Origin of the sequence: Microbacterium sp. LWO14-1.2, from assembly GCF_038397715.1 — a bacterium.
Classification (GTDB): Bacteria; Actinomycetota; Actinomycetes; order Actinomycetales; family Microbacteriaceae; genus Microbacterium.
Genome location: NZ_CP151633.1, coordinates 3,716,070 through 3,738,250 on the forward strand (window position 1 = coordinate 3,716,070; position 22,181 = coordinate 3,738,250).

The window sequence follows — 22,181 nt, forward strand, 5'->3', positions numbered from 1 at the left end:
ACGGGGCACGAGCGGGGTCGCGGCTCATGGGAGACTAGAGCAATGCTCCGCGTGCTCACGGCCGGCGAATCGCACGGCCCAGAACTCATTGCCGTCATGGAGGGACTGCCCTCGGGTGTTCCGGTGTCGTCCGAGGCCATTCAGGCCGACCTGGCGCGACGGAAGCTCGGCTATGGCCGGGGATCGCGCATGAAGTTCGAGCAGGACGAGCTCTCCATCTCGGGCGGCGTGCGGCACGGCAAGACGCTCGGCAGCCCGATCGCCCTGCGCATCGGCAACACCGAGTGGCCGAAGTGGATCGAGGTCATGAACCCCGAGCCCATCGAGCTCACCGACCGGTCGCGGGGACGGAGCGCCCCGCTCACCCGCCCGCGGCCGGGTCACGCCGACCTCGTCGGCATGCAGAAGTACGACTTCGACGAGGCCCGACCGATCCTGGAGCGTGCCAGCGCCCGGGAGACGGCAGCCCGCGTGGCACTCGGAGCGGTCGCGCGGTCGTTCCTCGGCGAGCTCGGCATCCGTCTCGTCAGTCACACCCTGTCGATCGGCCCCGTGCGGGTGCCGGAGGACGCCGAGCTGCCCACGCCAGACGACGTCGAGGCTCTGGACGCCGATCCGCTGCGCTGCTTCGACGCCGAGACCTCCGCACGCATGGTCGCCGAGGTCGACGACGCGAAGAAGGACGGCGACACGCTGGGCGGCATCGTCGAGGTGCTCGCGTACGGCCTGCCGCCGGGGCTCGGATCGCACGTGCACTGGGACCGCCGCCTCGACGCACGTCTGGCGCAGGCGCTCATGAGCATCCAGGCGATCAAGGGGGTCGAGGTCGGCGACGGCTTCGAGACGACCCGCCGCCGCGGCTCGGCCGCCCATGACGAGCTGTTCGCGACGGGCGACGGCATCACACGCGGTTCCGACCGCGCAGGCGGCACCGAGGGAGGGATGTCGACGGGTACCGTCCTGCGCGTCCGCGCTGGGATGAAGCCGATCGCCACCGTGCCGCACGCGCTGCGCACGATCGACGTCGCGACCGGTGAGGACGCCACGGCGCACCACCAGCGCTCCGACGTGTGCGCGGTCCCCGCAGCCGGCGTGGTCGCGGAGGCCATGGTCGCGATCGAACTCGCCCGTGCCGTGCTCGAGAAGTTCGGCGGCGACAGCGTCGGCGAGACCCGGCGCAACCTCGAGTCGTACCTCGACGCCATCCCGGCCGAGCTGCGCACGGCTCCGGCCTCCGAGGCGGCGCTCATCGCGCATGACGAGCGAGGCTGACCCGCTGACGCTGGTGCTGGTCGGCCCGATGGCCGCCGGCAAGACCAGTGTGGGTCGTCGGGTGGCACGCCGACTCGGTGTCCCCTTCGTCGACACCGACAAGCGGGTCGTCAGCGCGCACGGTCCGATCCCGAAGATCTTCGCCGAGTTCGGGGAGTCGCGGTTCCGCGAGCTCGAGCGGGAGGCGGTCGCCGCGGCGCTGGCCGAGGGCGGCGTGATCTCCCTGGGCGGAGGAGCTGTCACGGACGCGGACACACGGGCCCTGCTCGCCGAGCACCCCGTCGTGTTCCTGACCGTCGCGCCCGAGGCGGTCGTGCATCGGATCGGCGGGGGAGGGCGACCGCTTCTCGCGGGAGACGACCCCGTGACCGCGTGGACTCGCATCTTCGAGGAGCGCCGGGGCTGGTACGAAGAAGTGGCATCGGTCACGGTCGACACGTCGCGTCGACCGATGCAGCGGATCGCGGAGGAGATCGCCGCGTGGAGGAGAGGACTGGAATGAGCACCACGACCATCAGCGTGACGGGGGAGACCCCGTACGACATCGCGATCGGCCGCGGCATCCTCGACCGGGTGTCGGGGGCGCTGGATCCCGGAGTGCGCAAGGTGCTCGTCGTGCATCCGCCGACGCTGGCCGCCCGCGCCGCCGAGCTGCGTGACCGATTGCTCGCCGACACGGCGAACGGCCAGCGCGAAGTGCTCCTCGCCGAGGTGCCGGACGCGGAGCAGGGCAAGCGCATCGAGGTCGCGGCGTTCTGCTGGCAGGTGATGGGGCAGGCCGACTTCACACGGACGGATGCCGTGATCGGGTACGGCGGCGGCGCCGTGACCGACCTCGCCGGCTTCGTCGCCGCGACATGGCTGCGCGGCGTGCAGGTCGTGCAGGTCCCGACGACGGTGCTCGGGCTGGTCGATGCCGCCGTAGGCGGCAAGACCGGGATCAACACCGCCGAGGGCAAGAACCTCGTCGGCGCGTTCTGGGCACCGCGTGCGGTGATCGGAGACCTCGACGAACTCGGCAGCCTGAGCCCGAACGAGGCGACCGCGGGCTACGCGGAGGTCGTGAAGGCCGGGTTCATCTGGGCCCCGGAGATCCTCGACATCATCGAGGCCGACCCGCAGCGCGCCGTCGACACCACGACGGACGAGTTCCGCCGCGCGGTCGAGCTGGCCATCGGCATGAAGGCGGAGGTCGTCTCCGACGACTTCCGCGAGGCCGGTCAGAGGGAGATCCTGAACTACGGTCACACGCTCGGTCACGCGATCGAGCACGCGGAGCGCTACCGCTGGCGGCACGGCGCCGCCATCTCGGTCGGGATGCTGTACGCCGCCGAGCTCTCCCGCCTCGCGGGGCGCCTCCCCGACGCCGCGGCAGAGCGCCACCGGTCGGTCCTCGAATCCCTCGGTCTGCCCACCTCGTACCGCGCCGGCGCGTGGCCGCAGCTGCTCGCGACGATGCAGCGCGACAAGAAGAGCCGGGGCGGCATGCTGCGCTTCATCCTGCTCGACGACATCGCGAAGCCCACCGTGCTCCAGGCACCCGACGAGTCGCTGCTGTTCGCGGCGTACCAGGAGGTGGGGGCGTGACGCGGCGGATCCTCCTCGTCAACGGTCCGAACCTCAATCTTCTCGGAACCAGGGAACCGGAGCTCTACGGCACCGCGACGCTCGCCGACGTCGTCGCCCTCACGACCGACGCCGCGGCCTCGCGCGGGTTCGAGCTCCGCGCGATCCAGAGCAATCACGAGGGCGTCCTGATCGACGCGATCCACGCCGCGCGGGAGGACTGCGCGGCGATCGTCATCAACCCCGGTGGCCTCACGCACACCTCGGTGTCGCTGCGAGACGCCCTCACCGGGGTGGCTCTCCCGTTCGCCGAGGTGCACATCTCGGACGTCTACGCCCGCGAGGAGTTCCGCCACCACTCGTACCTCGATGACGTGGCGGCCGTGCGCGTGATCGGGGAGGGCGTCTCGGGCTACGAGACCGCCGTGCGACAGCTCGCCGCGCTCATCCCGTAGAATCGACTGTCGGCCGCCCCGGTCTCCACCCGGATGAGAGCGGCCCCACGGACTCACGAAACGGAACTTCCGCGCATGGCATCTACCGCAGACATCAAGAACGGCGTCGTCCTCAGCATCGATGGACAGCTCTGGAGCGTCATCGAGTTCCAGCACGTGAAGCCCGGCAAGGGCGGTGCGTTCGTGCGCACCAAGCTGAAGAACGTCGTCTCCGGCAAGGTCGTCGACCGCACCTACAACGCCGGCGCGAAGATCGAGATCGAGAACGTCGACCGCCGCGACTTCACCTACCTGTACACCGACGGCGACGGCTACGTCTTCATGGACCAGACCGACTTCGATCAGATCACGGTCGGCGCTCCGACGGTCGGCGACGCGAAGAACTTCCTGCTCGAGAACCAGCAGGTGACGATCGCGCTCAACAACGGCAACCCGCTGTACATCGACCTCCCCGCGTCGGTCATCCTCGAGATCACCTACACCGAGCCCGGTCTGCAGGGCGACCGCTCGTCGGCCGGCACGAAGCCCGCGACGCTCGAGACCGGCTACGAGATCCAGGTCCCGCTGTTCGTCGAGGCGGGCACGAAGGTCAAGGTCGACACCCGCACGGGCGACTACCTCGGCCGCGAGAAGTAAGGCGTGAGCGCCCGCACGAAGGCGCGCAAGCGCGCACTCGACATCCTGTTCTCGTCCGACGTCCGCGGCGACGACCTGGCGGTCACCCTCGCCGCCGAGGCGTCGCGCGCTGCCAGCGAGCCCGCTCGCGAGGCCTCCTGGCTGTACGCCCGCGAGGTGGTCGACGGCATCATCGACCACCGCGACGAGATCGACGAACACATCACCACCCACAGCCGCGACTGGAAGTTGGAGCGGATGCCCGCGGTCGACCGGGCCCTGCTGCGGATCGGCGTCTGGGAGATCCTCTTCAACGACGAGGTGCCGACGGCCGTCGCGATCGACGAGGCGGTCGAGCTCGCCAAGGAGTTCTCGACCGACGATTCGGGCGCGTTCGTGCACGGCGTGCTCGCGCGGGTGGCCCGAGCGGCCTGAGCTGCCGTCGCGGCACCGCGGCACCGCGGCGTCGCTGTCGGTGGTCCGGGAGACGATGACCAGATGAACGACTGGCGGTCTCTGCTCCCGGCGAAGGTCCGTGACGGCGACACCCCGCTCGCGCTCGGTGTCGAGCTGCGTCTGCGCGACGCGCGCGGCTCGTGGTCGGCACGTCCGCAGCGAGCGGCGAGCCCGCGCGACGTCGCCAAGCGCGAGGGGGAGATCCTGCTCGGCGTGCGCCCGCTCGTACGCAGCGAGGCCACGGGGGCGTGGATCCAGGGACAGGCGTCGTGGGATGCCGTCCGACGCCCCGGCTCGCAGTTCCCGGCCATCGCCTCACGCTGGTTCGCGGATCTGCTGAACATCTCCCGCGACTCCCTGCTCTCCGGGGCGTCGGGGGAGTGGCTCATCCTCGATCATGTCGAGTCGCCGCTCCTCTGGCCCCATCTGCGGGCGGCGGACGAGCACGGCGTGGCGCTCGTCTCGACGCGGAAGGACGTCACAGTCGAGCTCGCCGAGCGCGCGGTCGTGACCGGCGGTCTGCGTCGCGGCGACGACGGCGCCCTCCACCTGCGAGCGCAGGTCTCTTTCGACGACGTCGCCGTCCCGGCCGCCGACACGAGGGCGATCGGGCGCACCGGCGTGTACGCGGCATCCGTCGAGGGGACCAGGATGCGACTGCGCCTCGGCGGCGTGGCGCTCGCGCCCTCGGTGCTGCCGCTGCTCGGAGTGGCCGGGTCCGTTGTCGTGCCGGAGGGGGAGGAGAGCGCCTTCCTCCGCGACGCCTACCCCCTTCTCGCCCGCACCGTGGCCCTTCGCGGTGAGGGCGGCTTCACGCCGCCCTCGCTGCCCGCTCCGGTCGCCGTGCTCTCGGTCGACCACCTCCGGGGCGACAGCATCCGCTTCTCCCTCGGCTGGGAATACCCCGGGTTCGGTCGCTTTCCGCTCTCGAGCTCCGCCGACGCGGTGCGGGACGCCGTGGCTGAGCGCGCGCTCCTGACGGCGATCGAGACGGCGTGGCCGACGGCCTCCGGGATCCCGTTCGACGGAGGCGGCACGCTGCACGACGTCGACGCGGCGGAGTTCGCGACCCATGTCGTTCCCGCGCTGGAGGCGATCGGCGTGCGCACGGAGTCCACGGGGCGCCGCAAGACCTACAACGAATTGAGCGGAGAGCCGGAGATCACCGTCACCACGGTCGAGTCGACGGATGCGGACTGGTTCGACCTCGGCGTGATCGTGCGCATCGACGGGCGCAGCATCCCATTCGAACCGCTGTTCTCCGCGCTGAGTAAGGGGCGGAAGAAGCTGCTGCTCGTCGACGGCAGCTATTTCTCGCTCGCGCATCCTGCGCTCGGTCGCCTGCGCGATCTCATCGACGAGGCGGGCGAGCTGGACGAGTGGGAGACGGGTCCGCGGATCAACCGGCACCAGCTCGCCCTCTGGGAGGACTTCGAGGATCTCGCCGATGAGGCTATCCCCGCGGTCACATGGCGGGCGACCGCCGACGCTCTCCGCGGCGCGGAGGGCGTGCCGCACGTGCCGGCTCCCGCGTCGCTGACCGTCGGGCTCCGCCCGTATCAGCAGCAGGGCTTCGAGTGGCTCGCATTCCTGTGGGCGCATCGCCTCGGCGGGATCCTCGCGGATGACATGGGCCTCGGCAAGACTCTGCAGATGCTCGCGCTCGCGCAGCACGCGCGGGATGCCGGGGAGGTGCGCCCGTTCCTCGTGATCGCGCCGACCTCGGTGGTCGGGGCCTGGCGCTCCGAGGCGAGGCGCTTCGCCCCGGGACTTCGGGTCGCCGTGGTCGAGGCGACGTCGGCGACGCGCGGTGGCATGCGACTCGACGAGATCGCGTCGACGGCGGATCTCGTCGTGACGTCGTACGCGGTGGCCCGGCTCGACGAGCGGGATTTCAGCGCCGTCGAGTGGGCCGCCCTGGTGCTCGACGAGGCCCAGTTCGTGAAGAATCCGGCCACGAGACTGCACCGCGCCGTCGCCGGATTCCCCGCCGAAGTGACGTACGCCGTCACGGGGACTCCTCTGGAGAACAGCCTGTCGGAGCTCTGGGCGCTGCTCGCGCTGACGGCTCCTGGACTGTTCGCGTCGGCCAGGGCGTTCCGCGAGCGGTACATCCAGCCGATCGAGCAGGGGAAGGTGCCGGAGAACGCCGAGGGAGGTCAGTACCGGCGTCGTCGACTGGAACAGCTGCGGCGTCGGATCCGCCCGCTCGTGCTGCGTCGCACCAAGGAGTCCGTCGCCCCCGAGCTGCCACCGAAGCAGGAGCAGGTGCTCGAGATCGAGCTGAGCCCTGCCCACCGGGCGGTCTACGACGTCGTGCTTCAGCGCGAGCGGCAGAAGGTTCTCGGTCTGCTGCAGGATCTCGATCGGAACCGCTTCATCGTCTTCCGTTCGCTCACCCTCCTGCGCATGCTGAGCCTCGCCCCCGGATTGATCGACGCGAGCGACGCGGGTGTCGGCTCGCGCAAGCTCGACGTGCTCCTCGAACGCGTCGCCGAGCTGCAGGCCGAAGGGCACCGCGCGCTGGTGTTCAGCCAGTTCACGTCCTTCCTCGACATGGCGGCGGAACGACTGGAGAAGGAGTCCGTGCCGTTCGCCCGGCTCGACGGGTCGACCAGGAGACGGCAGGAGGTCGTCGACGGTTTCGCCGCGGGGGAGCAGCCCGTGTTCCTCATCAGTCTCAAGGCCGGAGGATTCGGGATCACCCTCACGCAGGCCGACTACGTCTTCCTGCTCGACCCGTGGTGGAACCCGGCGGCCGAGGAGCAGGCGATAGACCGCACCCACCGCATCGGACAGACCGAGCAGGTGATGGTGTACCGGATGATCGCGGCGGGCACGATCGAGGAGAAGGTGCTCGACCTGCAGCGGCGCAAGGCGCGCCTCTTCACGGCGGTCCTCGACGACGACGAGCTGTTCGCGCAGACACTCACGGCCGACGACATCCGCGGTCTCTTCGACGCCGGGTGATTTCTCCCGGCCGGTCACCGCGGTCGTCCAGGAGCGCGCCGGTAGAATCGAACGGTTCACCTCAGGAGGAATGCATGCGGATCACGGGACTCGGCCACGCCGGGATGTTCATCGAGACAGTCGGCGGGAACATCATCTGCGACCCCGTCCTCGGGCCCTCTTTCTTCGGCTCGTGGTTCCCGTTCCCCGACAACCGCGGTCTCGACTGGGAGCGCTTCGGCCGCGAGGCCGACTTCCTCTACATCTCGCACCGGCACCGCGACCACTTCGATCCGAAGCTGCTGGAGCGCTACATCCGCAAGGACATCGAGGTGCTTCTCCCGGAGTACCCGATCGACGACCTCGAGCAGGACATCCGTGCGCTCGGGTACACGAACATCACGTACGCGCCGGCGGGCGAGATCATCGAGCGGGGCGACCTGAAGATCATGATCACGCCTCTCCGCGCGCCCAGCGACGGGCCGATCGGCGACTCCTCGCTGAGCGTCGACGACGGCACGGGCTCAGTGCTCAACCAGAACGACTCGCACCCGCTCGACCTCGAGAGCCTGTTGCACTTCGGCAAGCCGGATGCGTATTTCACGCAGGTCTCCGGAGCGATCTGGTGGCCCATGGTCTACGACCTGCCGCTGGACGCGAAGCAGAACTTCGCGAAGCTCAAGCGCGAGGCGCAGAACAAGCGCGCGATGTACTACATCGAGAAGGTCGATGCGCCCCACGTGTTCCCCATGGCGGGGCCGCCCATGTTCCTGCGCGACGACCTGTTCGACTTCAACGGGATCGGGCGCAACGGGGAGTCGATCTTCACGGACCAGAAGCAGTTCCTCGCGCACATGCGCGAGCTCGCGCCCCAGTACGACGGCCAGCTGTTCGTCCCCGGCACAGTCGTCACCGTCGACGACGGCGAGGTCACGACCGAGCAGACGCTCTACTCGGACGCCGAGCTCGCGCACATCTTCGACGAGAAGTGGGACTACCTCGAGGAGCAGCGCGCCAGCCGCCAGCAGGAGATCCGTGACGAAGTGGCGTCGCGTGCCGAGGTGCTGCCCGCCCAGGAGATCTTGGAGGAGCTCAAGGCCTGGTGGGAGCCGCTGCTGAAGAAGTCCCGCACCATCCGCCTCGGTGTGGGCGGCAACGTGCGCTTCAAGATCGGCGACCTCGACATGGTCGTGGACTTCCCGCGCGCGAAGGTGCGCGAGTACGCCGGCGAGGACTGCATCTACTGGTACACGATCCCCGCCGACCTCGTCTCCACCAACATCCGCGACCACGAGATCGACTGGTCGAACTCGATCTTCCTGTCGATGCAGTTCCAGGTCGGTCGCAGCGGCAAGTTCAACGAGTTCCTCACCACGTTCCTCAAGTGCCTCTCGGTCGACCGCATCGAGTACGTCGAGAACTGGTACCAGGAGCAGACCGACCAGACCGAGGATGCTGAGATCGGCGACTGGGTCGTGCAGCGGCGATGCCCGCACCTTCGCGCCGACCTCACCAAGACGGGGAAGGTCGACGACGACGGCATCCTGACGTGCAGCATGCACGACTGGAAGTGGGACCTCAAGACCGGTCGATGCCTCTCGACCACGGGTCATCCGATCCGCTCGAAGAAGATCGACGAGGTCACCGACGCCGTGCTCCGCGAAGCCAGCTGAGAGACGCGTCCTGCGCGTCCGATAGAGTGGAGAGGCAAGCAACCTTTAACACCGTCCCGTGAGGCGGAGAAGGGAGCGGCTGATGGGCGCACGAACCGTGCTGCACGACGCCGATATCACGCGGGCACTGACCCGCATCGCGCATGAGATCCTCGAGTCGAATCGTGGATCTGAGAACCTCGTCCTGCTGGGCATTCCGACCCGCGGAGTGGCTCTCGCCCAGCGCCTCGCCCGTCTGATCGGCGAGATCGCGCAGACGTCCGTCCCCGTCGGGGCGCTCGACGTCACTCTCTTCCGCGACGATCTCGCGAAGCATCCGACCAGGTCGCCGCATCCGACCGACATCCCTGCCGGCGGCATCGACGGACGCACCGTCGTGCTCGTCGACGACGTGCTGTTCTCCGGCCGCAGCATCAGGGCCGCCCTCGATGCTCTGCAGTCGATCGGGCGTCCCGCGGTCGTGCGCCTCGCGATCCTGGTCGACCGCGGCCACCGCGAGCTGCCGATCCGTCCCGATTTCGTCGGCAAGAACATCCCGTCCTCGCGGCAGGAACGAGTCAACGTGCGCCTGCGCGAGTACGACGACGCCGAGGAGGTGACGATCGAGGCATGAGGCATCTCCTCGACACCCGCACTCTCGATCGCGCGACCGCCCTTCGCATCCTCGACGTCGCCGAGGACATGTCCGACACGCAGTCGCGCGAGATCAAGAAGCTCCCGACCCTGCGCGGCAAGACCGTCGTGAACCTCTTCTTCGAGGACTCCACCCGCACCCGCATCTCCTTCGAGGCCGCCGCCAAGCGCCTCTCGGCCGATGTGATCAACTTCGCCGCGAAGGGGTCGAGCGTCTCCAAGGGCGAGAGCCTGAAGGACACGGCCCAGACGCTGCAGGCCATGGGCGCGGATGCCGTCGTCATCCGCCACCACGCCTCGGGCGCCCCGCAGACCCTCGCGACGAGCGGATGGATCTCGGCGGGAGTGGTGAACGCGGGAGACGGTACGCACGAGCACCCCACCCAGGCGCTGCTCGACGCCTTCACCATCCGCAAGCGCCGCTTCGGCTCGGAGAGCCGCGGGCGCGATCTCTCCGGCATCCGGGTGGTGATCGTCGGCGACGTCCTGCACTCGCGGGTGGCCCGATCCAACGTCTGGCTGCTCACCACGTTGGGTGCCGAGGTGACTCTCGTCTCGCCGCCGACGCTGGTTCCGCAGAACGTGTCGCTCTGGCCGGTGCGCGTGGTGTACGACCTCGACCAGGCGCTCGCCGACGAGCCGGATGCCGTCATGATGCTGCGAATCCAACTGGAGCGGATGAACGCCGCGTATTTCCCGACTGAGCGGGAGTATTCCCGTCGGTGGGGACTCGACGCACGGCGCGTGGCCGCTCTGCCGGACGATAGCATTGTCATGCATCCCGGACCCATGAACCGCGGGTTGGAGATCTCCTCCGAAGCCGCCGATTCGCCGCGCTCCACCGTGCTGGAGCAGGTCACGAACGGGGTGTCCATCCGGATGGCAGTGCTGTACCTGCTCCTTGCGGGCGAACGAGACGACGAACGAGGGGGAGACCTGTGAGCGAGACCCTCGTCATCACCGGCGCACAGCTTCTCGGCGCCGAGAGCGCCGACATCATCGTGGAGGACGGGCGGATCGCCGAGATCGGGTCAGGACTCCAGCGGGCGGGCGCCCGCGTCATCGACGCCTCCGGCCTGGTCGCCCTGCCCGGCCTGGTCGACCTGCACACGCACCTCCGGGAGCCGGGCTACGAGGCGTCGGAGACCATCCTCACGGGAACGCGCGCCGCGGCGGCCGGCGGCTTCACCGCCGTCTTCGCGATGCCGAACACCTCGCCGGTCGCCGACACCGCCGGGGTCGTCGAGCAGGAGCTCGCGCTCGGGGAGGCCGCCGGGTACGCCACCGTGCAGCCGATCGGCGCCGTCACCGTGGGGCAGAAGGGCGAGCGGCTGGCCGAGCTCGGTGCGATGGCCTCGTCGCGCGCTCAGGTGCGGGTGTTCAGCGACGACGGCTTCTGCGTGTTCGATCCGCTGATCATGCGGCGCGCCCTGGAGTACGTGAAGTCGTTCGACGGCGTCATCGCTCAGCATGCTCAGGACCCCCGTCTCACCGAGGGCGCCCAGATGAACGAGGGCGTCGTCTCCGCCGAGCTCGGGCTCGCCGGATGGCCGGCGGTCGCCGAGGAGTCGATCATCGCGCGCGACGTGCTCCTGGCCGAGCACGTCGGCTCGCGCCTGCACGTCTGCCACCTCTCGACGGCGGGCTCGGTCGACATCATCCGCTGGGCGAAGAAGCGGGGGATCGCGGTGACCGCCGAGGTGACGCCTCACCACCTGCTGCTCACCGACGAGCTCGTCCGCGGCTACGACGCCCGGTACAAGGTCAACCCGCCGCTCCGGCGCGAGGAGGACGTGCTCGCCGTGCGCGAGGGCCTCGCCGACGGCACGATCGACATCGTGGCCACCGACCACGCCCCGCACCCGAGCGAGCACAAGGCGTGCGAGTGGCAGGCCGCCGCGAACGGCATGGTCGGACTCGAGAGCGCACTGCGCGTCGTGCACCAGTCGATGGTGCAGACCGGACTGATCGGGTGGAGCGACGTCGCGCGCGTCATGAGCGCCGCTCCCGCCCGGATCGGTCGCCTCGCGGGTCACGGCACCGCGCTCGAGGTGGGAGCCCCCGCGCAGATCACGCTGTACGACGCATCGGTCGCCGGCGTGTTCACCGAAGCGGACCTGCACGGCCGCAGCGCGAACTCGCCGTACCTGGGCCGCGATCTGCCCGGACGCGTCGAGTACACGATCCACGGTGGCACGGTGACCGTCGAAGCGGGCTCGGTGGTCGAGGAGCTGCGCGCATGATCCCCAGGGACGTCGCGATCGCCGTGATGATCGCGCTGGCCGCGCTCGCGCTCCTCGCCATGCTCGTCGCCTGGCGGCGCCGGCTCCGACGCGACGCGGGGCTCGCGGCCCCGCTCGGCGTCCCCGAGCACGCCGAGGTCCTCGATCGGCACGAGGTGCTGTACGTGTCCACGACGAAGCACGATCAGCCGCTCGAGCGCCTCACCATGTCTCCGCTCGCCTACCGGGCACGGGGAGAGGTCGCGGTCACGGATCGCGGTCTCGCCCTCTGCCTCGACGGCGCACCCACCGTGTTCCTCGCCAAGGAGCGACTCGCCGGTGTTGATCGGGCCACGGTCACGATCGACCGCGTGGTCGAGCCGGGCGGCCTCGTCAGGGTGGCCTGGAACGCCGCCGACGACACGGTCGTCGACTCCTACCTGCGCCTCACCGACGGCGACCCGAAGAACTTCATCTCAGAACTGCAGCGACTCGTCCCCGCCTCCGGCGCCGGTGACGACATCGCCACGACCGACACAGGAGAACAGTCATGACCTCCCTCCCCGAACCCGCCGTCCTGGTCCTCGAGGACGGCACCCGCCACAGCGGCCGCGCATACGGCGCCCTGGGCACCACGCTCGGCGAGGTCGTCTTCGCGACCGGCATGTCCGGCTACCAGGAGACGCTCACCGACCCGTCGTACGCCGGACAGATCGTCCTGCAGACGGCCCCGCACATCGGCAACACCGGCATGAACGACGAGGACCCCGAGTCGCGTCGCATCTGGGTCGCCGGCTACATCGTGCGCGACCCCTCGCGGGTCGTGTCGAACTGGCGCGCGAACGCCTCCCTCGACGAGATCCTCGTGCAGGACGGCATCGTCGGCATCAGCGGCATCGACACCCGCTCGATCACGCGTCACATCCGCTCGGCCGGCTCGATGCGCGGCGGCATCTTCTCGGGCGAGGCGGCGCGCCTCGACGCCGACGAGCAGCTGCGCATCGTGCGCGAAGCCCCGCAGATGGCCGGCCAGAACCTCTCGGCTCAGGTGTCGGTCGAGGTCGCCACGGTGACGGATGCCGTGGGCGAGAAGGTCGGCAACCTCGCCGTCCTCGACCTCGGCGTCAAGCAGGCGACGATCGACAACCTCGCCGCGCGCGGCTTCGAGGTGCACGTGCTGCCGCAGGACGTCACCATCGACGAGGTCCGGGCGATCGACCCCGTCGCCGTGTTCTACTCGAACGGCCCTGGCGACCCGGCCGCGTCCGGCGATCACGTCGAGCTCCTGCGCTCCGTCCTCGACGACGGGCTGCCGTTCTTCGGCATCTGCTTCGGCAACCAGCTGCTCGGACGCGCGCTCGGTCTCGGCACCTACAAGCTGCCGTTCGGCCACCGAGGGATCAACCAGCCTGTGCTCGACAAGCAGACCGGTCGGGTCGAGATCACCGCCCACAACCACGGGTTCGCGGTCGACGCCCCGCTCGACGGCTCCTTCGACAGCCCGCACGGCTACGGCAAGGTCGAGGTGAGCCACGTCGGCCTCAACGACAACGTCGTCGAAGGTCTCCGCGCCCTCGACATCCCCGCCTTCTCGGTGCAGTACCACCCGGAGGCCGCGGCCGGTCCGCACGACGCCAACTATCTCTTCGACCGCTTCCGCGAGATGGTCATCGCGAACAAGAAGGACGCTCAGTAATGCCCAAGCGCGACGACATCAACTCCGTTCTCGTCATCGGATCCGGCCCGATCGTCATCGGTCAGGCCTGCGAGTTCGACTACTCGGGCACTCAGGCCTGCCGGGTGCTGCGCGAGGAGGGCGTCCGCGTCATCCTCGTGAACTCGAACCCCGCCACGATCATGACCGACCCCGACTTCGCCGACGCGACGTACATCGAGCCGATCACCCCCGAGGTCATCGAGACGATCATCGCCAAGGAGAAGCCGGACGCCATCCTGCCGACCCTCGGCGGCCAGACCGCTCTGAACGCGGCGATGGCTCTCGATGAGCGCGGCATCCTCGCCAAGTACGGGGTGGAGCTCATCGGCGCCAAGGTCGACGCGATCAAGAAGGGCGAGGACCGCCAGGTCTTCAAGGAGCTCGTGCTCGAAGCGGGCGCGGATGTCGCCAAGAGCGTCATCGCGCACACCATGGACGACCTGCTCGCGGGGGCCGAGAAGCTCGGCTACCCGCTCGTGGTGCGCCCCTCGTTCACGATGGGCGGCCTCGGCTCGGGCTTCGCCTACGACGAGGAGGACCTCCGCCGCATCGGCGGGGCCGGACTGCGCGACTCCCCGACGACGGAGGTGCTCCTCGAGGAGTCGATCCTCGGATGGAAGGAGTACGAGCTCGAGCTCATGCGCGACACCGCCGACAACACGGTGGTCGTGTGCTCGATCGAGAACGTCGACCCCGTCGGCGTGCACACGGGCGACTCGATCACGGTCGCCCCCGCGCTGACGCTCACCGACCGCGAGTACCAGAAGATGCGCGACATCGGCATCGACATCATCCGCGCGGTCGGCGTCGACACCGGAGGCTGCAACATCCAGTTCGCGGTCGACCCGACGAACGGGCGCATCATCGTCATCGAGATGAACCCGCGTGTCTCCCGCTCGAGTGCGCTCGCCTCCAAGGCGACCGGGTTCCCGATCGCGAAGCTCGCCGCGAAGCTCGCCCTCGGATACCGACTCGACGAGATCCCGAACGACATCACCGGCGTGACGCCCGCGAGCTTCGAGCCGACGCTCGACTACGTGGTCGTGAAGGTCCCGCGCTTCGCGTTCGAGAAGTTCCCGGCCGCCGACGCCACGCTCACCACGACCATGAAGTCGGTCGGCGAGGCCATGGCAATCGGCCGCAACTACGCGACCGCGCTGCAGAAGGCGCTCCGCTCGCTCGAGAAGCGCGGCTCCAGCTTCCACTGGGGCGCGGAGGACCGGTCGGTCGAGGAGCTCCTGGAGATCGCGAAGACCCCGACGGACGGACGCATCGTCACGCTGCAGCAGGCGCTGCGCAAGGGCGCGACCGTCGAGCAGGCCTTCGAGTCGACGGCGATGGACCCGTGGTTCCTCGACCAGATCGTGCTCATCAACGAGGTCGCCGAGCTCGTGCGCACGGCGCCAGAGCTCGACGCGGCGATCCTGCGGTACGCCAAGGAGCACGGCTTCTCCGACGCACAGCTCGCGCAGCTGCGCGGCGAGACGGAGGCGGAGATCCGCGGGGTCAGGCACGGCCTCGGCATCCGCCCGGTGTACAAGACGGTCGACACGTGCGCTGGCGAGTTCCCCGCCCTCACTCCGTACCACTACTCGAGCTACGACTTCGAGACCGAGGTGCAGCCCTCCGAGCGCACGAAGGTCGTGATCATCGGGTCCGGTCCCAACCGCATCGGTCAGGGTGTCGAGTTCGACTACTCCTGCGTGCACGCGTCGTTCGCTCTCGCGGACGCGGGCTTCGAGACCGTCATGGTCAACTGCAACCCGGAGACCGTGTCGACCGACTACGACACCTCCGACCGTCTGTACTTCGAACCGCTGACGCTCGAGGACGTGCTCGAGGTGCTCGACGCCGAAGCGGCGAGCGGCACGATCCTCGGCGTGGTCTGCCAGCTGGGCGGTCAGACGCCGCTCGGCCTGGCGAAGGGCATCGAGGCGGCCGGATACACGGTGCTGGGCACCAGCCCCGAGGCGATCGACATCGCGGAGGAGCGCGAGCTCTTCTCGCAGCTGCTCGACTCCGCCGGCCTGCTCGCGCCGCGCCACGGCACGGCGATCGACGTGGAGGGCGCCGTGGCCGTGGCCGAGGAGATCGGCTACCCGGTGCTGGTGCGTCCGAGCTTCGTGCTCGGCGGACGCGGCATGGAGATCGTCTACTCCACCGAGTCGCTGCGCGACTACTTCGTGCGCACCGCCGACGAGGTCGTGATCGAGGAGGGCAAGCCCCTGCTCGTCGACCGCTTCCTCGACGACGCGATCGAGCTCGACGTCGACGCGCTGTACGACGGCACCGACCTGTTCATCGGCGGCGTGATGGAGCACCTGGAGGAAGCCGGCATCCACTCCGGCGACTCGAGCTGCACCCTGCCTCCCGTGTCGCTCGGTCGCAGCGACGTCGACCGCGTCCGCGAGGCCACCCTGGCCATCGCGAAGGGCGTGGGCGTGCGCGGCCTGCTCAACGTGCAGTTCGCGATCAGCGCCGGCGTGCTCTACGTCATCGAGGCGAACCCGCGTGCGAGCCGCACCGTGCCGTTCGTGTCGAAGGCCCTGGGGATCCCGATGGCGAAGGCCGCGAGTCGCATCATGGCCGGTGCGACCATTGCCGAGCTCCGCGCCGAGGGCATGCTGCCAGAGCAGGACGGATCGCGCGTGCCCCTCGACGCCCCGGTGTCGGTCAAGGAGGCCGTGCTGCCGTTCAAGCGCTTCCGCACCGCCGACGGCAAGACCGTCGACTCGGTCCTCGGGCCGGAGATGCGCTCCACGGGCGAGGTCATGGGCATCGACCGCGACTTCCCCACGGCGTTCGCGAAGAGCCAGGCCGCGGCGTACGGGGGGATGCCGACCTCGGGCACCGTGTTCATCTCGGTCGCCGACTCAGACAAGCGCGCCGTCATCCTGCCGGCTCACCGCCTGCAGCAGCTGGGCTTCACGATCGTCGCGACCGAGGGCACGGCCGAGATCCTCTCGCGCAACGGCATCGCCGTGACCGTGGTCGAGAAGTACAGCGACACGCAGGAGTCGGGCGCCCGCAACATCGTCGACCTCATCAACGACGGCGAGATCGACATCGTCGTGAACACGCCGTCGGGTGGTGCGGCACGTGCCGACGGCTATGAGATCCGCGCCGCAGCGGTCGCCGCCGACAAGGCGCTGTTCACCACGATGGCTGTGCTCGGTGCGGCCGTGAGCGGCATGGATGCGGCACACGAGGGGTTCCAGGTGAAGAGCCTCCAGGAGTACGCACTCGACCGGAAGGTCGCGGTGTGACCACTCCTTTCGGTGAGCGGGTCCGCGCCGTCGTCGACGAGCGCGGCCCGCTCTGCGTCGGCATCGATCCGCACCCCGGGCTGCTCGACGACTGGGGGCTCGGGCAGGACGCGTCGGGTGTGCGCGACTTCGGTCTGCGCACGGTCGAGGCGGCTGCGGGGCGGGCGGGCATCGTGAAGCCGCAGGTGTCGTTCTTCGAGCGCTTCGGCTCCGCGGGATTCGCCGCTCTGGAGGACGTCCTGTCAGCGGCACGGGCAGCAGGGCTGATCGTGATCGCCGACGCCAAGCGCGGCGACATCGGTACCACGATGGACGCGTACGCCGCGGCCTGGCTCACACCGGGTTCGTCGCTCGAGGCCGACGCGCTGACCGTCAATCCGTTCCTCGGGGTCGGCGCGCTCGACGGCACGTTCGACCTCGCGCACGCGCACGGCAAGGGCGTGTTCGTGCTCGCGGCGACCAGCAACCCCGAGGCGGAGTCGCTGCAGCGCTCGCAGTCCGCGACGGGCCGCTCGGTGTCGGCGGACATCGTCTCCGTGGTGTCCGCGCGCAACGCCGAGCAAGGCCGTACGGGGGAGTGGGGGAGCATCGGCTTCGTCATCGGCGCGACCGTCGACTGGACGGATGCGGGACTCGCCGCGTACACCCCGGTTGCCCCCATCCTCGCTCCGGGCTTCGGGGCACAGGGCGCCTCGCCCGTCGATGTGCACCGTCGCTTCGGCTCGATGAGCGCCGCTGTCATCGCGAGCGAGAGCCGCAGCATCCTGAAGGCGGGTCCGCATGATCTCGCTGCCGCCATCGACGCCCGCGTCGCCGAGTACAGAGAGGTCAGCCGTGGCTGAGGCTCGTCCCGTTCCCGAAGTCGACCGCGCCGCCGCCGCCCGCAAGGCCGTGGAGCGCCGACGCGCGCGTGCTGCGCTGAAGCGCGACCTCACGATGCGCGTGACGACGCCGCAGAGCGTGCTCGCTCGCGCGACCGCCGACCCCGACTCGGTCGAGGGGTCGATGCGCATCACCGACTTCCTGCTCGCTCTCCCGGCGATCGGGGCGGGCAAGCGCGACCGCATCCTCGACGACCTGGGCATCTCGCCGGTCAAGCGACTCGGCGGCCTCGGCGTTCGTCAGCGTGCGGCGTTGTCGCGCTGGCTCGACGAGCGCTTCCCGGTGATCGAGCCGCGCGGCGGTCGTAGCCGCCTTCTCGTCCTCGCGGGTCCGACGGCGGTCGGCAAGGGGACCGTGGCTGCGTACATCCGCGAGCACAATCCCGAGATCCACCTGTCGGTGTCGGCGACGACGCGTGCGCCGCGCCCCGGAGAGATCGACGGCGTGCACTACTTCTTCGTCGACGATGCGGAGTTCGATCGGCTCATCGAGGCCGGCGAACTGCTCGAGTACGCCGTGGTGCACAATCGCTCCCGGTACGGGACCCCTCGTGCGCCGATCGACGCCGCTCTGGCCGCCGGGAAGACCGTGCTGCTGGAGATCGACCTGCAGGGCGCGCGCCAGGTGCGCAAGGCGGAGCCGAGCGCGACGCTGATCTTCCTGCTGCCGCCCACCTGGGACGAACTGGTGCAGCGACTCGTCGGACGCGGGACGGAGGGGCCGGAGGAGCGTGCCCGTCGTCTGCGCACGGCGAAGGTCGAGCTGGCCGCCCAGAACGAGTTCGATCACCTCGTCGTGAACGAGGACGTCGCCGCTGCGGCCGCCGAGGTCGTAGAATTGTCTTCAAGCTCTGCGCGCTGAGTCTTCTCGCGCGCCCATTGCGCCGTCTTCGCCGCGACGAACCCGTCGCCTGATCAGGAGGTCACCATGGCCGGACACCACAACAAGGGCATCATCGATCCCCCCATCGACAACCTTCTCGACCGAGTGGACTCCAAGTACGAGCTCGTCATCTACGCGGCGAAGCGCGCGCGCCAGATCAACGACTACTACTCGGACCTGCACGAGGGCAACCTCTTCGACAACGTCGGCCCGCTCGTCGACTCCTCCGTCGAGGACAAGCCGCTGACCATCGCTCTGCACGAGATCAACGAGGACAAGCTCCGCCTGCGTCACGCAGAGTGACCTCCTGTGACCGCGCCGCCCGCTGATGTCGGCGGCGCGGTTCACAATGGGGACCATCCCCTGCACACCGATCGATCCCGTTCTGGAGCACCGATGAGCGCCCTGCGTCTGTTCACGTCCGAGTCCGTCACCGAAGGGCACCCGGACAAGATCTGCGACCAGATCTCGGACAGCATCCTCGACGGGCTCCTCGCCAAGGACCCGGGCTCCCGCGTCGCGGTCGAGACCCTCGTGACCACCGGCCTCGTGCACGTCGCCGGTGAGATCCGCACCGACGCCTACGTCGACATCCCGACGATCGTGCGTCAGGTCGTGAACGGCATCGGCTACACCTCGAGCGACACCGGTTTCGACGGCGACTCGTGCGGTGTCAGCGTGTCGGTGGGCGAGCAGTCCTCCGACATCGCCCACGGCGTCGACAACGCGCAGGAGCATCGCGACGGCTCCTCGATCGATCCGCTCGACGGGCTCGGAGCCGGCGACCAGGGCATCATGTTCGGCTTCGCGACGAACGAGACGCCGCAGCTGATGCCGATGGCCGCGTGGACGGCGCATCGCATCGCCGAGCGCCTCACCGAGGTCCGTCGGTCGGGCGCGCTGCCGTTCCTCCGCCCGGACGGCAAGACGCAGGTCACCCTCGGCTACGACGGCTTCACCCCGCGGACCGTCGACGCCGTCGTCCTGTCCACGCAGCACAACCCCGACATCTCCCAGGAGGAGCTGCAGGCGCAGGTGCGCGAGCACGTCATCGATCCGGTTCTCGCGACCACGGGTCTCGACCTCGATGACGTCACCTACTACATCAATCCGGCGGGCCCGTTCGTGACGGGCGGCCCCAAGGGGGATGCCGGGCTCACCGGCCGCAAGATCATCATCGACACCTACGGCGGTGCCGCGCGTCACGGCGGCGGAGCGTTCAGCGGCAAGGACCCGTCGAAGGTCGATCGTTCGGGCGCCTACGCCACGCGCTGGGTGGCCAAGAACGCCGTCGCCGCCGGTCTCGCCGAGCGTTTGGAGGTGCAGGTCGCCTACGCGATCGGCGTCGCGCGGCCCGTCGGACTCTACGTCGAGACGTTCGGCACGGGCACGGTCTCCGACGAGGCGATCACCCGGGCGATCCTCGACGTCTTCGACCTGCGCCCGCAGGCGATCATCGAGCAGCTCGACCTGTTGCGGCCGATCTACGCGCAGACCGCCGCCTACGGGCACTTCGGCCGAGAGCTCCCCGACTTCACCTGGGAGCGCACGGATCGCGCCGAGGAGCTCCGGCGGGCAGCCGGCCTCTGAGCGCGCGATGGTGACGCAGAGCCGGCGTATCGCGCGCGTGCTCCTCGAATCGCCGCTGCCGCAGCTCGACCGACTGTTCGACTACGCGATCCCCGACGAACTCGGCGAGGTCGGCACGGGCGTGCGCGTGCGCGTGCCCCTGCGCACGGCGGGGCGAGTGGTCGACGCCTACGTCGTCGAGCTCGACATCGAGAACGACGCGGATAGGCCGCTGTCGGAGATCGAGAGCATCGTCTCCCCGGTGGCGGTGCTGTCCGATCGGCTCTACCGGCTGGCTCGACGCGCGGCCGACCGCGCTGCGGGATCGGCATCCGACATCCTCCGCCTCGTGATCCCCAAACGGCAGGTGCGGGTCGAGAAGGCCTGGACGAACGACGCACCGCCGGTGCGGCCATCGGATGCCGCGCGCGACGCGGCACGCGGTGTCATCGACGCCTATGACGGCCTGGGTGCCGTGCTCGAGCAGCGCGGTCGAGCTGCCGTCGAGGCGATCCCGCAGCAGCGCGAGGAAGAGCAGGGGTGGGCATCGCTGCTCGCGGCGGCGGCGACGACCGTGCTCGACGGGGGTGCGTCCAGCATCCTGATCGTGCCGGACCACCGTGATCTGGACCGCCTGCTCTCGGCCCTGGAGACCGTGGCGCCGGAGGGGTCCGTCGTCCGTTACGACTCCCGGCAGACGAATCCCGATCGGTACCGGGCGTTCCTCCGCTCGCTCGAAGACGCGCCGTGCATCGTCGTCGGCAACCGCTCTGCCGTCTACGCCCCGGTGCAGGCCGGCCTGGTGGCGGTCTGGGACGACGGCGACCCTCTTCTCGGCGAACCGCTCGCACCGTACGTGAACGCGCGGGACGCGGCGCTGCTCCGACAGGAGCAGGAGGGCTCCGCGCTGCTGTTCGTGGGCCACACCCGCACGACCGATGTCGAGCGGCTCGTGGCGCGGGGGTGGCTGCAGGACGTGCGGGCAGGCAGGCGAGTGCTGCCGAGGGTCATCCTCAGCACCCCGCAGGAGATGGAGCAGCCGACCGCTCAGCGCATGCCCTCGTCGGCGTTCCTCTCGGCGCGGAACGCGGCCGCCGAGGGACCGGTGCTCGTGCAGGTGTCGCGACCGGGCTTCGCCCCCTCCCTCGTGTGCGCCGAGTGCCGTGCCCCTGCTCGGTGCGCCCACTGCGGTGGACCGCTCGGGGCGAAGCACCGCGGCGCTGTGCCGGTCTGCGGCTGGTGCGGTCGCGGCGCGCGAGCCTGGACCTGCCCGGTGTGCTCGTCGACGACGCTGCGGCTCGCGTCGTCGGGGAGCGAGCGCACCGCCGACGAACTCGGTCGTGCGTTCCCCGGCATCCGGGTGATCGTCGCCGACAGTGCGCATCCCGTCGAGCGCGTGGCCGACAAGCCCGCGCTGGTCGTGGCCACGCGCGGGGCCGAGCCGATCGCCGAGGGCGGATACCGGGCGGTGGTGCTACTCGACGGTCCGCGGATGCTGCAGGCTCCGGATCTCCGGATCGGCGAGGCCTGCCTGCGCTGGTGGTCGAACGCCGCCGCTCTCGCCGCGCCCGGCGCGCCCGTGCACCTCGTGGGGGTCGACGGGTCCGTCGCTCGCGCCCTCGCGACGTGGAACCAGGCGGCCTACGCCCGCGCGGAGCTCGCCGAGCGGGCGCCGCTGCACATGCCCCCTGCAGCGCGTGTCGCGCTCGTCGAGGGTTCGTCTGCGGCGGTCGGACGGGCGCTGAGCAGTCTCCGCGAGCTCTCCCTGCCCCCGGACGCCGTGCTCGGTCCCGTGCCGGTGGAGTCGGACGACGTGCCGCCCCGAGTGCGCGCCCTCGTGCGCTTCGACTACGGAGCCGGCACGAGAGTGGCGACGACGCTGCGCGCGGCGGTCGTCGCCGAGGCGGTCGCCGCGCGGCGCGGCAAGGGGCGCTCTTCTCGGAGCACACTCACGGTCCGCCTCGATATCCTCGATCCGGAGCTTTGATCGGTTCCGATCGTCCCGACCCCGGTTCCGCCCCGTT

General features: G+C 69.8%; 19 protein-coding genes. All 19 read left to right on the top strand.

Going from position 1 to position 22,181, the window contains the following annotated elements; translation table 11 throughout:
* The first annotated feature begins 42 nt into the window (after positions 1–42).
* The 19 genes from aroC (at position 43) to MRBLWO14_RS18040 (ending at position 22,144) form a co-directional block, all read left to right on the top strand.
* The gene (aroC, locus tag MRBLWO14_RS17950; RefSeq protein ID WP_341934413.1) at positions 43–1,272 is read left to right on the top strand and encodes a chorismate synthase; all 1,230 of its coding nucleotides are present in this window, start codon (positions 43–45) and stop codon (positions 1,270–1,272) included.
* Positions 1,256–1,774 (top strand): shikimate kinase, encoded by a 519-nt coding sequence (locus MRBLWO14_RS17955; protein WP_341934414.1) that lies wholly within the window; start codon positions 1,256–1,258, stop codon positions 1,772–1,774. The genes aroC and MRBLWO14_RS17955 overlap by 17 nt, the downstream gene beginning before the upstream one ends.
* Positions 1,771–2,859: a 3-dehydroquinate synthase gene (aroB, locus tag MRBLWO14_RS17960; RefSeq protein WP_341934415.1), complete on the top strand. Its 1,089-nt coding sequence runs from the start codon at positions 1,771–1,773 to the stop codon at positions 2,857–2,859. Before MRBLWO14_RS17955 ends, aroB begins: the two co-directional genes overlap by 4 nt.
* Entirely contained in the window at positions 2,856–3,293 is a 438-nt protein-coding gene (gene aroQ, locus MRBLWO14_RS17965) for a type II 3-dehydroquinate dehydratase (protein ID WP_341934416.1), read from the top strand. Before aroB ends, aroQ begins: the two co-directional genes overlap by 4 nt.
* A 75-nt stretch (positions 3,294–3,368) precedes the next feature.
* Positions 3,369–3,929, top strand: a complete 561-nt coding sequence (gene efp / locus MRBLWO14_RS17970) for an elongation factor P (protein WP_091233358.1) — start codon at positions 3,369–3,371, stop codon at positions 3,927–3,929.
* Positions 3,930–3,932: 3 nt separating this feature from the next.
* The gene (gene nusB / locus MRBLWO14_RS17975; protein ID WP_096716109.1) at positions 3,933–4,343 is read left to right on the top strand and encodes a transcription antitermination factor NusB; all 411 of its coding nucleotides are present in this window, start codon (positions 3,933–3,935) and stop codon (positions 4,341–4,343) included.
* Between the two features lie 63 nt (positions 4,344–4,406).
* Positions 4,407–7,334 (top strand): DEAD/DEAH box helicase, encoded by a 2,928-nt coding sequence (locus tag MRBLWO14_RS17980; protein WP_341934417.1) that lies wholly within the window; start codon positions 4,407–4,409, stop codon positions 7,332–7,334.
* A gap of 74 nt (positions 7,335–7,408) precedes the next feature.
* A complete protein-coding gene (locus tag MRBLWO14_RS17985; RefSeq protein WP_341934418.1) occupies positions 7,409–8,986 on the top strand; it encodes a Rieske 2Fe-2S domain-containing protein in 1,578 nt (525 codons plus the stop codon).
* A gap of 82 nt (positions 8,987–9,068) precedes the next feature.
* Positions 9,069–9,599: a bifunctional pyr operon transcriptional regulator/uracil phosphoribosyltransferase PyrR gene (pyrR, locus tag MRBLWO14_RS17990; protein WP_341934419.1), complete on the top strand. Its 531-nt coding sequence runs from the start codon at positions 9,069–9,071 to the stop codon at positions 9,597–9,599.
* Positions 9,596–10,561, top strand: a complete 966-nt coding sequence (locus MRBLWO14_RS17995; protein ID WP_341934420.1) for an aspartate carbamoyltransferase catalytic subunit — start codon at positions 9,596–9,598, stop codon at positions 10,559–10,561. Before pyrR ends, MRBLWO14_RS17995 begins: the two co-directional genes overlap by 4 nt.
* Entirely contained in the window at positions 10,558–11,862 is a 1,305-nt protein-coding gene (locus tag MRBLWO14_RS18000; RefSeq protein ID WP_341934421.1) for a dihydroorotase, read from the top strand. Before MRBLWO14_RS17995 ends, MRBLWO14_RS18000 begins: the two co-directional genes overlap by 4 nt.
* Positions 11,859–12,395 carry a hypothetical protein gene (locus MRBLWO14_RS18005; RefSeq protein WP_341934422.1) on the top strand — a complete coding sequence of 179 codons (537 nt, stop codon included), beginning with the start codon at positions 11,859–11,861 and terminating at the stop codon, positions 12,393–12,395. Before MRBLWO14_RS18000 ends, MRBLWO14_RS18005 begins: the two co-directional genes overlap by 4 nt.
* The gene (gene carA / locus MRBLWO14_RS18010) at positions 12,392–13,537 is read left to right on the top strand and encodes a glutamine-hydrolyzing carbamoyl-phosphate synthase small subunit (protein WP_341934423.1); all 1,146 of its coding nucleotides are present in this window, start codon (positions 12,392–12,394) and stop codon (positions 13,535–13,537) included. The genes MRBLWO14_RS18005 and carA overlap by 4 nt, the downstream gene beginning before the upstream one ends.
* The gene (gene carB, locus MRBLWO14_RS18015; protein ID WP_341934424.1) at positions 13,537–16,824 is read left to right on the top strand and encodes a carbamoyl-phosphate synthase large subunit; all 3,288 of its coding nucleotides are present in this window, start codon (positions 13,537–13,539) and stop codon (positions 16,822–16,824) included. The genes carA and carB overlap by 1 nt, the downstream gene beginning before the upstream one ends.
* Positions 16,821–17,666, top strand: a complete 846-nt coding sequence (gene pyrF / locus MRBLWO14_RS18020; protein ID WP_341934425.1) for an orotidine-5'-phosphate decarboxylase — start codon at positions 16,821–16,823, stop codon at positions 17,664–17,666. Before carB ends, pyrF begins: the two co-directional genes overlap by 4 nt.
* On the top strand, positions 17,659–18,567 hold the full coding sequence (gene gmk, locus MRBLWO14_RS18025; protein ID WP_341934426.1) for a guanylate kinase: 909 nt from the start codon (positions 17,659–17,661) through the stop codon (positions 18,565–18,567). Before pyrF ends, gmk begins: the two co-directional genes overlap by 8 nt.
* Before the next feature lie 66 nt (positions 18,568–18,633).
* The gene (gene rpoZ / locus MRBLWO14_RS18030; RefSeq protein WP_045258544.1) at positions 18,634–18,891 is read left to right on the top strand and encodes a DNA-directed RNA polymerase subunit omega; all 258 of its coding nucleotides are present in this window, start codon (positions 18,634–18,636) and stop codon (positions 18,889–18,891) included.
* 93 nt (positions 18,892–18,984) lie between these two features.
* Positions 18,985–20,178, top strand: a complete 1,194-nt coding sequence (metK, locus tag MRBLWO14_RS18035; RefSeq protein ID WP_341934427.1) for a methionine adenosyltransferase — start codon at positions 18,985–18,987, stop codon at positions 20,176–20,178.
* A 7-nt stretch (positions 20,179–20,185) separates the two neighbouring features.
* Positions 20,186–22,144 (top strand): primosomal protein N', encoded by a 1,959-nt coding sequence (locus MRBLWO14_RS18040; protein WP_341934428.1) that lies wholly within the window; start codon positions 20,186–20,188, stop codon positions 22,142–22,144.
* Positions 22,145–22,181 lie beyond the last annotated feature (37 nt).